Raw genomic sequence first — 13,779 nt, forward strand, 5'->3', positions numbered from 1 at the left:
TTCAGCCATGCCACGGTGATTCGTATATGTGGTATGTTTAGAAAGAACGAGAGGGACCCCCGAAATGGATTTTGAACCCACCGAACGCCAGGTGTACTGGCGCGACCGAGTGCGCAATTTCATCGAGAAGCACATTCGTCCGAACATGGATGTCTACAAACAGCAGGACGCCGAGGGCGACCGCTGGAAAGTCATCCAGATCATCGAAGACAAGAAGAAGATCGCCAAGGAAGAAGGTATCTGGAACCTCTTCATGCCGCCGCGCAACGACGGCCACCACCACGTCGAAGAGACGTTCGAGTTCGAAGGCCCCGGCCTTACAAACCTCGAATATGCTCTGTGCGCCGAAGAAATGGGCCGCATCGGCTGGGCCTCTGAGGTTTTCAACTGCTCTGCGCCCGACACCGGCAACATGGAAGTGTTCCACCGCTACGGCACGCTGGAGCAAAAGGAACAGTGGCTTCGCCCGATCATGAATGGCGAAATCCGTTCCGCCTTCCTTATGACAGAGCCGTTCACCGCTTCGTCGGATGCGACCAATATCGAAACCCGGATTGAGCGCGATGGCGATGAATATGTGATCAATGGCCGCAAATGGTGGTCATCGGGTCTGGGCGATCCGCGCTGCAAGGTTTCGATCGTGATGGGCAAAACCGACCCGACCGCCGGACGCCACGCGCAACAATCCATGCTTCTGATGCCAAACGATGCGCCGGGCGTGAATATCATCCGTCACCTGCCCGTCTTTGGTTATGACGATGCCCCGCACGGCCACATGGAAGTGGAAATGAAGGACGTTCGCGTTCCGGTTTCCAACATGCTTCTTGGCGAGGGTCGCGGTTTCGAGATCGCGCAAGGGCGCCTTGGCCCGGGCCGTATTCACCACTGCATGCGCACCATCGGCGTTGCCGAGGAAGCTCTGGCGAAGATGTGCAAGCGCCTGCAAGAACGTGAGGCATTCGGCAAACCGATCTACAAGCACTCGGTCTGGGAAGAGCGTGTGGCGCGTGCCCGCATTGACATCGACATGACCCGCCTCCTGTGCCTGAAGGCCGCAGACATGATGGACAAGGTCGGCAACAAGTCGGCCAAGCAAGAGATCGCCATGATCAAGGTGCAAGCACCCAACATGGCGCTCAAGATCATCGACGATGCGATCCAGGCCCACGGCGGCGGCGGTGTGTCGAACGATTACGGCCTTGCCAATGCTTACGCACATCAGCGCACCCTGCGTCTTGCGGACGGTCCTGACGAAGTGCACGCCCGCTCCATCGCACGTATGGAATTTGGCAAGCATACACCCGAGCCCGGGCCAAGCGCCAATGCGCTGCGCGATGGTTCTGCCCCTGCCAATGACGCAGACAGCATGAGCTCTGGCGACATGGGCGTTGCACGCTGACACTTTGGTGAGTCCCCGCATGGGCGGGGACTCACTACCCATCGCAGGTGTTATCTGGATGAAGGAGGCCCCCGTCCTTGGCGGGAGCGCGTGATATGGAAATTGATTTCGATAAGGAAATGGTCGGCACCGTTGAGGTGTCTGACAAAGACAAGCTTGATCTTGAGGCGTTGACCGCGTGGTTCGAGGGCAATGTCGAAGGCTTTGAAGGCCCGATCAGCTATACCAAGTTCAAAGGTGGCCAATCGAACCCGACCTATAAGATCGAAACGCCTTCCACCAATTACGTTCTTCGTCGACAGCCCTTTGGTAAATTGTTGCCGTCTGCACACGCGGTCGACCGCGAATATGCTGCAATGACGGGCCTTCACCCGACCGGTTTTCCGGTGCCTAAAACCTATGGTCTTTGCGAAGATACAGACGTTATCGGGTCAAAGTTTTTCGTCATGAGCATGGCCGATGGCCGCTCTCTCTGGAACGGCGCACTGCCCGGTCAGGAACCGGCCGAACGCCGCGCGCTTTACAACGCCCTTATCGACACGATGGCCGACCTGCACCTCAACAAGCCCGGGGAAATCGGCCTTGGCGATTTTGGCAAACCCAATGACTATTGCGCGCGCCAGATTGCGCGCTGGTCGAAACAATATAAGCTTTCCGAAACAGAGCACATGCCCAAGATGGAGCGGCTGATTGAATGGCTGCCCCAGACGATCCCTCCGCAACATGAAAGCTCAGTTGTTCACGGCGACTACCGCCTCGACAATGTGATTTTTCACAAGACCGAACCCCGCGTTATCGCGGTCCTCGATTGGGAATTGTCGACCCTCGGCGATCCGATTGCCGATTTCTCCTACCTTATGCTCAACTGGTTCCAGCCGGGCGACGGGCGCGCGGGGCTGCTTGGCCTCGATCTGGAGGCTTTGGGCATCCCGTCTGTGCAAGAGGCGGTTGACCGCTATGTTGCGCGCACCGGCTATCCCGTGCCGCCGATGGAGTGGTATTTTGCCTACAACCTCTTCCGCCTTGCCGGAATTATTCAGGGCATCAAGAAACGCGTGATCGACGGCACTGCATCATCCGCCCATGCCAAATCCATGAGCGAGCGGGTCGCACCTCTGGTCGACCGAGCCTATGAATTCGCGCTTGAAGCCGGGATGCCCGAATAAGGCGCGAATCCTGGCGTCAGAAATAGGAGCTCAGCGAAACCAGCGCGCCTGCATCGCTTGGTGCATCGCGCAGGTGGCCGGGCTGGTTTCGATAAAACACGCTGGTCGTGATCGTCCCGAGCGGCGAGGATGTTTGCCATCCCAGTTCCCCGATGATCTCCCGACCCGTCGGCACCAGCGACAACGCCTGACGGCCATAAATCGCGGTCTCTGTGGTGTAATCGTAATCCACTGGCAAATCGAATTGCAGCGCGCCGCCGCTAACCCGCATCGGCTGGCTCAGCCGGAAGCCGAGGCTGTCGCTCCTGCCAAGGAAACCGGAGCGCGAAAGATCAACCGACCAGGCGTTCGTGCGGATGTGCGAGCCGGAACCAATGAGCGCGCCGCCATCAGGCCGGGTAAAGCCAGCGCGGTATGATCCCCCGACGTGCCATTTGCTGCCTAGGCTGCGTGAAATGCGTCCATCCAGAAATACACTTTGTGCGCCGGTCAGTCCGAACGCGGGGTTGAAATGCGCACCAAGCAGCGTCTCCTCTTCATTCAGAAGCGAAACGCCTGCGGTAATATCGAAGCCTGCCCATTTGCGGTCAGCCGCAAGAGCCGCCTGCGTTGTCGGGCGCCGCTCGCGCTGGCCGCTCAAGGCGTCACTGAAAGTGCGAAATCCGGAAAGCCATGCGCGGCCCCGTTCCGCTGAAAGAGTGAGCCCCCACGCCCCAAGCTGGTGACGGCTTGCGATCGCAATCTGACTGCTGCCGACGAAACCTTTATCGCGGCCTGCCTGTGGCGCGATTTGGAACGCGCTGCGCCGCGCGCCCTGCATTTGCGCCACAAGGCCGGATGCGCTTTGTGATATGGCAAAACCCATCTGCAGATCGGGCGAAATGCGCGCAGCCACACGGCCCGCAAGCACACGCGCACCATATGCGTCCTCGCTCGTGAGTTGCAGGCTTTGAGCCCAGCCGAGCCCCGCTGCACGCGCGCCCTCGCCCACTGTGACCGCAACCGAAAGGTCATCATTGCCCGCCGACCTTGTGTAGCCGCCAATTTCGACAGCACCGCGCAATCGCTGGACAGGCGCTGCTGCTTGCGAATTTTCGCCCAGCGCTGCGGTGAAGGCACGGTCATAGCGGTCGGTCACAATGGTATTGATCGAAGCGGTGGTGAGCGCATCGCCCATAGCCGCCGAACCAATCGCAAATGTGTCCGCCAGCGCGAGCACATTTTGCGTGCCCGCAATGCTCACCGCGCCTTGAGGCTGAAAAGCCGCGGCAATGTCGAGGATCCCTGCGCCAAAGACGTCGTCTGTCCCCGGAGCGCCCGCATCGCGTGCTGTTTCGAGCAGGATTTGCGTGATCTCGGCGCCGGTGAGATTGGGGAAAGCCTGCGCCAACAGAGCAACCGCCCCTGCTACTTGCGGCGCGGCAAAGCTGGTCCCTGAAATCAGGGTGATGAAATCCTGACCGTCAATCGTTTCAACGAACAAATCACCGTCGTCATAAACACAGCAAATCCGTTCTCCGCGTGCAGAGATATAATTGCCTGCAAACTGCCCTGCACGGTTGCTGAAACCGGACATCTCGCCGTTGTCATCGACCGAACCCACGATGATGACATTGTCACCGCCCGCCGCGATGATGGTTTGCGTAAACTCGTCCACTTCATCGGGCGAAAGGCCTGCGTTGCCCGCAGCTGCAACGATGACAACGCCCGCATCTGCCGCACGGCCGATTGCGTTTTGTAATTCCAGTGAGGCCGCGCTGCCTCCGAGGCTCAGATTGACGACCGCCGCACCCGAAGCAACCGCCACATCGATGCCGCGTGCGATATCACTGTCGGCAAAGACACATCCAAGCGATGCATCCTGCGGAGTATCCGAACCGCAGGAGCCGGGGCGATCCGCCCGAAGCGCAAGAACCTGAGCGTCGAAGGCGATACCAAGCACGCCTGTATCATTGCGCGCAGCTGCCGCGACAAGTGCGACGTTGGTGCCGTGATCATCGTCCGGATCAAGGGGGCGGCCCATTCCGGTCACATCCTGCGAATCCGGATGAACACGACCCGCAAATTCCGGACTGTCACTGTCGATCCCGGTGTCGACGATTGCGATGATCTCGCCGGTTCCCGTGCTCCCGTCGAGCCAAGCTGTCTCTGCGCCATGAAAGCCGGGACCATCAGAACGCCGCATTTCAGGGGAATCGAAAGACGCAGGCGGAGGCGGCGGTGGGGTGGGTGTCGGCTCGGCTGGAGGGGGAGGAGGAAGATTGCTGACGCCCTGCCCGCCCGCCCCGCCGCCGCATGCAGAAAGCGCCGCGCATATAGCCGCTGCACCAAGCAGTCGCACGGCATTGCGATCAGAGTACGGCGCGCAATGGGAGGCGCCGGACAGCAGCCGGGAGATAAGTGTCATGCGAGAATTCCTTTGCCTATGCCCCGCCGGGCTTCAGCAAATTTTGCTAGCATCGCGACCTTGCCGGGCTGCTCATGACGAGCTAGCAGCAACTGCGTAGCCGACTTGCGCTTTTTCCAGTTGCACTCCCTTGGTGGTTGGAAAGCTGCGTCCTCTGGAGAATTTATGACCGACACCCTCATCAAAGACATCGAAGCCGCTTGGGAAGTGCGCGACACCATCACTCCGACAAGCGATGTGAAGCCGCTCGTCGAGGAAGCGCTTGCCCTGCTCGATAGCGGCAAGGCGCGCGTGGCCGAACCGTCAGGTGATGGCGATTGGCAGGTCAATCAGTGGCTTAAAAAAGCCGTGCTGCTGTCCTTCCGCCTCAACGACAATGGCTTGATGCAAGGCGGCTCCGCGGGTGAGCCTGCGTTTGACAAGGTCCCCCTTAAATTTGCCGGCTGGGGCGAAAATCGCTTCGCTGATGCCGGCTTCCGGGCCGTTCCGGGCGCGGTGGTGCGCCGGGGCAGCTTTATCGGCAAAGGCGCGGTCCTGATGCCAAGCTTCGTCAATATCGGCGCATTCGTCGATGAAGGCACCATGGTCGACACCTGGGCAACCGTCGGCTCATGCGCCCAGATCGGCAAGAATGTGCACCTGTCAGGCGGCGCAGGCATCGGCGGCGTGCTCGAACCGCTTCAGGCGGAACCTGTGATCATCGGCGACGGCGCATTCATCGGAGCGCGCGCCGAAGTCGCAGAGGGTGTGCGTGTGGGCGAAGGGGCTGTGCTCTCCATGGGCGTGTACCTTGGCGCATCGACCAAGATCGTGGACCGTGCCACTGGTGAAGTGCACATGGGCAAAGTCCCCCCATACGCAGTCGTGGTGCCCGGCTCCCTGCCCGGCAAACCCCTTCCCGATGGCACACCTGGCCCGTCGCTCTATTGCGCTGTCATCGTCAAGACCGTGGATGCAAAAACGCGGTCAAAAACCGGCATCAATGAGCTGCTGAGAGATTGAGTTGGAACCTTCTTTTGGCCACACAGTTGGTCTAATAAAGGAACGACGGAAGGGTCAGTAAATGGTAGATAACAAACGAACGACGCACGACGATAACGCAGTTCACATCGAAGATGACGATGCGCGTGCTGCGTCAACGCCTGGAATTTTGCGCTATATTCTGGGGATCAGCCTGCTTCTGGCAGTGATCGCGATGAGCGTCGTATGGATCGTGCCCGCGCTTTCAAACTAATCGCGCGGCGCCTCGTCGCCCGTGGTCAGAACTGTTTCAATCGGTCGCTCGGTTGATACGCGGGCCGCGTGACGTTCGGCCTCGCGCAGCACGCGCAAGATGTTGCGACTGGCGATAAGCTCAAGCTCAACCTGGCTATACCCCCTGCGCACGAGTTCTGCGAAGAGCGCGGGGTAATCGCTCACATCCTCGAAACCGACCGGGCCAGCGGGGATGCCGTCAAAATCCCCGCCGATGCCGATGTATTCGACGCCGATCAAAGCGCGGATATGATCGATGTGATCGGCCATATGCGCAAGAGTGGTCTCGGGTTCTGGATTGGCCGCATCCCATTCAACCATAGCCGCCTCAACCACATCGGGTTGCCCGGGATGAAGCGATTTCAAGCGCGCCTCCTGCGCTTCGCGCTCGGCAAACCATTCACGGCGTTCGTTGTTGAGATAGCCCGGAACGGCATCCACCATCACGATCCCGCCATTTTCCGGCAGACGCAAAAGGACCGCATCAGGCACGTTACGCGAATGGCCGTTGACCGCACGCGCGCCTGAGTGGCTGAAAATAACGGGAACCTGCGCCACATCGAGCGCGTCCATCATTGTCTCTTCACTCACATGGCTAAGGTCAACCAGCATACCCAGCCGGTTCATTTCGCGCACCACATCCTTGCCAAAATCGGTGAGCCCGCCGTGAACCGGATCATCCGTCGCGCTGTCGGCCCAAGGCGTGTTGCGGAAATGGGTGAGCGTCATATAGCGCGCGCCAAGTTCATACATCTGCCTCAACACCGCGAGGCTGGACCCGATGGAGTGCCCACCTTCGAGACCGATGATCGAGGCGACCTTGCCATCGGCCATCGCATTCTCAATCGCATCGGCATTGTCGGTATAGGCCATTTGATCGGGATAGGCCGCGATCAACCGTTTGGTGACATCAATCTGTTCAACCGTCTGAAGGACAGCTTCGGGTTCGGGTTGCAGCGCCGAGACAAAGACCGACCAGAATTGCGCGCCGACGCGCCCTTCATTGAGCCGGTTGAGGTCGGTATGCATCACCCGCCCGTCCGGGTGGTTGGCGCCCGTCGCGGTCGTATCGGTAAAATCGAAACCATCGATCTGGTTCTGGTAACGCGTGCGCAATTGATAGGGCACATCGTTATGCCCATCGAACACGGGCGCTATGTCAAGCGCAGTCAATGCCTCTCGCATCGCCGGATCAATCGGTTCTTCGACCACCTCATCACCAGGGGCTGTTTCAGGCAATGAAACAGGATTGTCCTGCGCGCTGAGTGGGAACGCAGCCACAAGGGCACTACAGGCGATCAGCGATAAGGCACTTTTCTTCATTCGACACTCTCCGCAATTCGCAAGCCGCCGCACGGTTCAAGCTCGCAAAATCTAAGTTAACCCCATTACCCATTTCAAACAATTGGACTTTTACGCCGCTTTGAGAGCAAGGTCCGGGTAAAATTGGGCTCAACAGTCCGGGAAAGGGAACAAGAAATGATCCGCGCCATCTTGCGCATAGTGCTCGCGATATTTTACGCCTACGCCGGTTACCTGCATATCGTCCGGCCCGAACCCTTCCTTTCGATTATGCCCGGTGCAGTGCCCTTTCCCGAACAGGTCGTGCTGTGGACCGGCATTGCCGAAATCCTCGGTGCTATCGCCCTTTTACAGCCATTCAATCTGCGCTTACGCCAAGCGGGTGGCATCGGGCTTGCGTTATATGCCCTTTGTGTTTGGCCCGCGAACATCAATCACTTCGTTCTCGACATGGCCCGCGAAGATGGCGGACTGGGTCTGATCTATCACGTGCCCCGCATGATCGCGCAGCCAATCATCATCTGGCTCGCCTTGTGGGTGGGTGAAGTTCCGATGCCCTGGAGCCGCAAGGACTGACCTCACCCACCAACAAGGCAAGCCGGCAACAAAAAGGGGCAGCGCGCGGGCTCTCTCATCCCGCACACTGCCCCGTCATTTGTCCAGGCCCAAAGGCTTAGGTGAGGTGCTTTGACACCGCAGCAGTCATTTTGAACATCGAGATCTGGTCTTTGCCGATCACCGCGCCAAGCTTGGCATCGGGATTGATCTGACGCTTGTCCTTGGAATCCTGAAGGTCGTTAGCCTTGATGTATTCCCAGACTTTCGAAGTCACTTGAGCACGGGTCATTGGACCCTTGCCGACCACGGCTTCGAGGTCGTCAGAAAGCTGAACGGGTTTTTGCAGTGCGTTTGCCATGGATTATCTCCCTTTGTGGTATGGCAGTTTATTCTAGATCGAAGTCATCATCGAAATCGGCATCCGCTGCTTCAACCCCTGTGAAGGGAGCATAAAGCACCGCACAACCGGTCACAAATCCTTCTATTGCTTTGATTATTTCATCACGGCTAGCCCCTGGCATCGCTGTCAAAGGCAAGTCTGTGGAGAAAATTTGAAAGACGTAATGGCGTGTCTCACCGATCGCAGGATCAGGCAAAAGCCACTCGGAATTGCCAACCGCATTCTTACCAGCGCGCGGCGGCACCTCGCCTTCAAGAAGTTTGCCCTTTTGTCCCGGCAAACCCCAAATGACCCATTGGCACGCAGGCGTATCGCCATCGCTCGAGGCTTCCTCGACGATGATCACCACTTCCTGCGATCCGGGAGGAGGCGCGGTCCACTCAAGAGGGGGCGCAACGGCGTCCTCTTCCACAGCGGTAAAACAGGGATCGAGTTCTTCGCCGCTAACGAAAGCCGGGCTCCAGATCCTGAATCCGCCTTTGCCAAGCGTCTTGGCATTGCCAAGCTTGGCAATGGCAAGTCCAGTATGACGCGCAGCCTCAGGCAGGCTGTCGTTGAGCCAGTCAGGTATATTAGCCATGATTCTGTCTTTCCATGTCTATGGTGCTAGTCGGTAGGAGGGGGCAAAACGAGGGAGCACACGGCGATTTGCCCGAGTTTCTGAGGAAAACTTGATAATTTCCCCAGGGAAACCCCTCCGGAACCGACAAATCTGGCAAATTTGCCCCCTATTCTCAATCTTCGGGCCTCTCTTGCCCCTGTCGTATGATCTGTGCATGAATGCTTTTGGCTTGGGGTTAGAGTGAAAAATACAAGGTTTCCGGAGTCGCATTTTCCTATGAGTTTCAGTCCTTCTGTCGCCGGGCGAACTGCCCTGTCTGCCACTTTGGCGCTGGCGCTTGCCGCTTGCGGTGGTGGCGGCAGCAGCGCGCCACCCGTCGCCGGACCGTCTCCGGCGCCTTCGCCGTCACCTGCACCAGTCGCATGTGCAGTCTCTGAGCAGATCGAGTTCGCCGATAACGTCCTGAGCGACTGGTATCTGTTCCCCGATCTTCTCGACAACACGGTCAATCAGGCAAGTTTCGCCACCGTCCAATCCTATCTTGATGCCCGTGTGGCGCCTGCCCGCGCGGCGAACCGCGATCAGGGCTTTACCTTTGCAACGTCGATTGCCGAAGAAAATGCGTTGATCAATTCCGGCGCGAGCGCCGGCTTTGGTATCCGGCTCAGTTTCGATTTCGACAACAATCGCATCTTCATTCTTGAAGCTTTCGAAAATGCGCCCGGTTTTCAGGCAGGGATTGATCGCGGCACCGAAATTCTCGCTATCGGCACCGATAGCTCCAACCTCGAAACAGTCAGCTCTTTGATGGCAGCTGGCGGCGCACAGGCCGTAATCGACGCGCTCGGGCCGCTAGATGCAGGGGTGACCCGTGTTCTTCGTTTTGCGCAGGCCAATGGCACAGTCATCGAGGCCAGCGTTGCCAAGGCCGCATTCTCGCTCGATCCCGTATCGGACCGCTACGGCGCGCTGATTTTGCAGGATGCGGGCCGCAACGTGGGCTATCTCAACCTGCGCACTTTCATCGTAGGCGGAGCCAGCAACCAATTGCGCGACGCCTTCCAGCTGTTTGCCTCCAATAATGTAAGCGAGCTTATCCTCGACTTTCGCTACAATGGCGGCGGGCTTGTCGAAAATGCCGAGACACTGGGCGACCTTATGGGCCGCAACAATGTCAGCAATCTGTTCAGCGAAACCCTTGTCCGGCCTGAGCGGGTGCAAGACCTTCAGGATCAGGGTTTTGTTTTCCTGCGAAACTTCAGAAGCGAGGTAAACGCCCTTCAACCGGAAGGACTGGTGCTGATCGGGACCGAAAGCACCGCCTCGGCCAGTGAGCTAGTGACCAACGCGATGCTCCCCTATGTTGCGCCGGAACGTGTGGCACTTGTCGGGACCAACACATCAGGCAAACCGGTGGGACAATTCGCCTTCGATCTTGCCTCGTGCGATCTGCGCGTTCGTGCCGTCACCTTCCGAACGGTCAACGCCGATGGCGATGGCGAATATTTCGACGGCCTCGCGGGCGTTATGCCCAACACTTGTCGTGCCCAGGATGACTTCACAAAGCCACTTGGCGATCCGACCGAAGCCTCCATCGCCACCGCGCTCGATTTTCTTGGCGGACGCAGTTGCACTGCCATCAGCGGTCAAAAAGGCCAGATCGCCCAGCGGTCCATCGCTCCCAAAATGGTGATGCCGCAAGAACCCCGGGCAGCGCAGTATCAGATACCGGGCCTGTTCTAGGTTGCGAATGCGTGCTGGCGCCCTCAGCAAAGATCAGGGCACATTCTCGCCTTCAGCAAAGGGCTGCGTGTCCGTGTGCGCGCAGCCGAACAAGGTCACCTCATCCAATTGCAGGGTCGCGGTAAAGGGATATATCCGATCGCTCATCGCGTCGCTGCAATCACCCGGCGTTAGCGCAAGTGTTACCGGCGCCCCTGCCCATTCGCCGGAGAAACCAAGGCCATTATTGCCAGCAAACCGGGAGACAGGAAACGTCTCTCCTTCCGGTAGTTCAGGCGACGAATAACGGGCCTCATAACTTGACCCTGACGGGGTGATGGAAAGTCCCCAGAAAGGCTCTGTCCCGCCGACGGTTATCTGTGCGTTCTGGGCGATTCCATCGAACGGGGTGGAATCGCGCGATATTTCGCCGGGGGTCTCATCGCATCCGGCGGTTAGCAACACTGCTGCGGCCAAGGGCGGCAGATACAAGAAGGGGGCGAGCAATTTCATGCCCGCCCCCTTAACACTGTCTGCGAAGAACAGGAACCTGTCCGCAGTCAAGGCTTGCTATCAGCCTGGCATCAGCACCGTGTCGATTACGTGGATCAGGCCGTTTGATGCCTCGACATCGGTCGCGGTCACGGTTGCGGTGCCGCCGGTTGCGTCGGTCAGTACGACTGCGCCATCTACGACTGTTGCGGTAAGCGTGCCGCCACCAACGGTTGTGACGGTGTAGCCTTCTTCACCTGCCTGCTCGATAGCGGCGGTCAGGGTTGAGGCATTAACAGCGCCCTCGACCACATGATAGGTCAGGATGCTGGTCAGCGTGTCGGTGTCTTCTGTGGTCAGCGTTTCGACCGTGCCCTCTGGCAACTTGCCAAACGCATCATTGGTCGGTGCAAACACGGTGTAGGGACCTGTGCCCGACAGAGTTGCACCAAGGTCAGCTGCGTTTACGGCTGCGACAAGCGTCGAGAAGGTTTCATCGCCGGCCGCAACATCGACAATCGTGTTGGTCGGCTCTGCTTCTGCCATCATTTCTGCATCTTCAGCAGGCGCAGTTTCTTCGCCGGCGCATGCGGCGAGTGCCAGCACGCTCACAGCGGCAAAGGTATTCGTAAGGGTTTTCTTCAGGGTATTCATAACGGGGGTTAGTCCTTTGTTTTGCAGCCGGGGGGGCTGCGATTTACCGTTCGGCCCTTGGGTTCATACCGGCGGGCCAACTGGGAACTTCGTCAACTCGCAAGAGTATGGAAGTCTCAGCTGTACCTACGCAGAGCCCCTGCAGTTGGATCCAATTTTTCTTTGCCGGATGACCAACCAATGACTTTTTTCCCGACGCGCGCCGCTGGACTAGAGCGCCTTCACGAATTCGCGCAATCTGCTGGCGATGCCTATGCCAGGAACCGCAACTTTGACGATGGCATGTCGGAAAAGGGCTTTCGCACAAATATCTCGCAACTATCCCCCTGGCTTCACGCAGGGCTCTTGAGCGAAACCGAAGTGCTCGAGGCGGTTCTTGCGGCTCACGGACCCAAATCGGCGGAAAGCTTCATCTCCGAGGTGTTCTGGCGCGTCTATTTCAAAGGCTATCTTGAACAGCGCCCGACCATCTGGCGAAGCTTTACCGAGGGCCGCGATGCTGCGTTTGCAAAGGTCGATAACAATTCGGGCCTGGCCAAAGCTTATGGTGTGGCGACCGAAGGGCGCACCGGAATTGCCGCTTTCGACCACTGGGCGCGCGAGCTTGTTGAAACGGGCTACCTTCACAATCACGCCCGCATGTGGTTTGCGAGCATCTGGATTTTCACGCTGAAGCTTGACTGGGAGCTGGGGGCTGACTTTTTCCTTCGGCATCTTGCCGATGGCGATGCTGCGTCCAACACGCTGTCCTGGCGCTGGGTCGCAGGTCTTCACACGGCGGGAAAAACATATCTCGCAACCGCCAGCAATATCGCCCGCTTTACCGAACGCCGCCCCGATGGCCCTCTTTCAGCAGAAGGGCTTGCCGAGGAGGCAGAGCCTTTGACCGAGCCGCAAGAACACTCGCGCTCAATGCCACCGCTTCCGAAAAACGCCCCGCTGCCCGAACCCTATGCCCTTCTCCTCCATGATGAAGCAGCGAGCCACGAACCGCTTGGGATCGACATCGCCCCCTCGCTCATCATATCCGCGCCTCGCCCCGAAGCCCGCAGCCCAGGCGAAATTGGCAAAATCGCGCAAGAATTCGCTCGGGATGCCACTCAAATGGGCGCAAATGCGGCCAGCGATGCCTTTGGCTGTTCGGTTACACAGTGGACGGCGGGAGAGGCAATTGCCGACATTCTTTCAAACGCGGGAATTGAGAATGTCGTCACCGCCTATCTGCCCATGGGTTGGACAAAAGACGTGCTATGGCCAGAACTTGGCGAGTTGGAGGCCGATGGCCGTCTCACCCAGATTGTCTGCGACCTGGACCGTTCAACCTGGCCCCATGCCAGAGCCGGCTTCTTTCGCGTGAAAAAAGCCATCCCCGACGTGCTAGGTGAGCTTGGTCTGGCAGGGGGATAGCCCCGCCAGACAAACATCGCTCAAGTTTTACATCGCTTTTTCAGGGCGCGCGTCGTGCTTGTGACGCTCTTCCTTGCCGAACAGACGCTCAAGCCGCTGTACCAGCGTATTGGCGGCCTTGCGCGCCGCATCATCGACCTTGTCAGCCTTGCCGGTCACGCCAATCGGGCGCCCGCCGCGTGGCCGCGCCTCAATCGTGCAGTGCTTGTCATCCGCACCATGCTTCGAGCCATTGACGTCGCTCACATGCACTTCGATGCGGGTCAAACGCTCCTCAAAACGCGCAAGCTTCTCTCGCATCATTTCCTCAATTCGCTGAGCCACGTTGTCGGTTCCCATGACAGAGCTGTCGGAGTTGAATTGAAATTGCATATGCGCTTCTCCTTTTTATTGCATCAATCTGCCTGATCAATGTGGCGATTGATGGGCCAAATTTAACCCCCCTTGTGCAAGTTG

At 58.5% G+C, this 13,779-nt stretch carries 14 protein-coding genes; 7 read left to right on the top strand and 7 right to left on the bottom strand.

Annotated features, from left to right (window positions below):
• Nucleotides 1-64 precede the first annotated feature (64 nt).
• Together MWU38_RS03130 and MWU38_RS03135 are read left to right on the top strand one after the other, a co-directional pair.
• Nucleotides 65-1,399 (top strand): acyl-CoA dehydrogenase family protein, encoded by a 1,335-nt coding sequence (locus MWU38_RS03130; protein ID WP_247270372.1) that lies wholly within the window; start codon nt 65-67, stop codon nt 1,397-1,399.
• A gap of 95 nt (nt 1,400-1,494) precedes the next feature.
• Nucleotides 1,495-2,565: a phosphotransferase family protein gene (locus MWU38_RS03135; protein WP_247270373.1), complete on the top strand. Its 1,071-nt coding sequence runs from the start codon at nt 1,495-1,497 to the stop codon at nt 2,563-2,565.
• Nucleotides 2,566-2,581: 16 nt separating this feature from the next.
• On the opposite strand, the gene MWU38_RS03140 is transcribed toward MWU38_RS03135, so the two are convergent.
• Nucleotides 2,582-4,972 carry a S8 family peptidase gene (locus MWU38_RS03140; protein WP_247270374.1) on the bottom strand — a complete coding sequence of 797 codons (2,391 nt, stop codon included), beginning with the start codon at nt 4,970-4,972 and terminating at the stop codon, nt 2,582-2,584.
• 165 nt (nt 4,973-5,137) lie between these two features.
• Here MWU38_RS03140 and dapD point away from each other — a divergent pair, with 165 nt between their 5' ends.
• Nucleotides 5,138-5,974, top strand: coding sequence for a 2,3,4,5-tetrahydropyridine-2,6-dicarboxylate N-succinyltransferase (dapD, locus tag MWU38_RS03145; protein ID WP_247270375.1), 837 nt, complete (start codon nt 5,138-5,140; stop codon nt 5,972-5,974).
• A gap of 61 nt (nt 5,975-6,035) precedes the next feature.
• Complete coding sequence (locus MWU38_RS03150; RefSeq protein WP_247270376.1) at nt 6,036-6,206, top strand: hypothetical protein; 171 nt, start codon at nt 6,036-6,038, stop codon at nt 6,204-6,206.
• Here MWU38_RS03150 and MWU38_RS03155 read toward each other — a convergent pair.
• Nucleotides 6,203-7,549 (bottom strand): dipeptidase, encoded by a 1,347-nt coding sequence (locus MWU38_RS03155; RefSeq protein ID WP_247270377.1) that lies wholly within the window; start codon nt 7,547-7,549, stop codon nt 6,203-6,205. The genes MWU38_RS03150 and MWU38_RS03155 overlap by 4 nt on opposite strands.
• 156 nt (nt 7,550-7,705) lie before the next feature.
• On the opposite strand from MWU38_RS03155, the gene MWU38_RS03160 reads away from it, so the two are divergent.
• Nucleotides 7,706-8,104 carry a DoxX family protein gene (locus tag MWU38_RS03160; protein ID WP_247270378.1) on the top strand — a complete coding sequence of 133 codons (399 nt, stop codon included), beginning with the start codon at nt 7,706-7,708 and terminating at the stop codon, nt 8,102-8,104.
• A 97-nt stretch (nt 8,105-8,201) separates the two neighbouring features.
• Here the strand turns inward: MWU38_RS03160 and MWU38_RS03165 are convergent, their stop codons facing one another.
• Both MWU38_RS03165 and MWU38_RS03170 read right to left on the bottom strand, forming a co-directional pair.
• Entirely contained in the window at nt 8,202-8,444 is a 243-nt protein-coding gene (locus tag MWU38_RS03165) for an SWIB/MDM2 domain-containing protein (protein ID WP_247270379.1), read from the bottom strand.
• 28 nt (nt 8,445-8,472) lie between these two features.
• Nucleotides 8,473-9,066 carry a YbhB/YbcL family Raf kinase inhibitor-like protein gene (locus MWU38_RS03170; protein WP_247270380.1) on the bottom strand — a complete coding sequence of 198 codons (594 nt, stop codon included), beginning with the start codon at nt 9,064-9,066 and terminating at the stop codon, nt 8,473-8,475.
• A gap of 258 nt (nt 9,067-9,324) precedes the next feature.
• Between MWU38_RS03170 and MWU38_RS03175 the strand changes: the two genes are divergently transcribed.
• Entirely contained in the window at nt 9,325-10,791 is a 1,467-nt protein-coding gene (locus MWU38_RS03175) for a S41 family peptidase (protein WP_247270381.1), read from the top strand.
• Between the two features lie 33 nt (nt 10,792-10,824).
• Here MWU38_RS03175 and MWU38_RS03180 read toward each other — a convergent pair whose 3' ends face one another.
• Together MWU38_RS03180 and MWU38_RS03185 are read right to left on the bottom strand one after the other, a co-directional pair.
• Nucleotides 10,825-11,283 (bottom strand): hypothetical protein, encoded by a 459-nt coding sequence (locus tag MWU38_RS03180; protein WP_247270382.1) that lies wholly within the window; start codon nt 11,281-11,283, stop codon nt 10,825-10,827.
• A gap of 60 nt (nt 11,284-11,343) precedes the next feature.
• Nucleotides 11,344-11,916 carry a fasciclin domain-containing protein gene (locus MWU38_RS03185; protein WP_247270383.1) on the bottom strand — a complete coding sequence of 191 codons (573 nt, stop codon included), beginning with the start codon at nt 11,914-11,916 and terminating at the stop codon, nt 11,344-11,346.
• 180 nt (nt 11,917-12,096) lie between these two features.
• On the opposite strand from MWU38_RS03185, the gene MWU38_RS03190 reads away from it, so the two are divergent.
• Nucleotides 12,097-13,323, top strand: coding sequence for an FAD-binding domain-containing protein (locus MWU38_RS03190; protein WP_247270384.1), 1,227 nt, complete (start codon nt 12,097-12,099; stop codon nt 13,321-13,323).
• Between the two features lie 27 nt (nt 13,324-13,350).
• Here the strand turns inward: MWU38_RS03190 and MWU38_RS03195 are convergent, their stop codons facing one another.
• On the bottom strand, nt 13,351-13,695 hold the full coding sequence (locus tag MWU38_RS03195) for an HPF/RaiA family ribosome-associated protein (protein WP_247270385.1): 345 nt from the start codon (nt 13,693-13,695) through the stop codon (nt 13,351-13,353).
• Nucleotides 13,696-13,779: the final 84 nt, after the last annotated feature.

Source organism: Qipengyuania sp. S6317L1, assembly GCF_023015615.1.
GTDB lineage: Bacteria > Pseudomonadota > Alphaproteobacteria > Sphingomonadales > Sphingomonadaceae > Erythrobacter.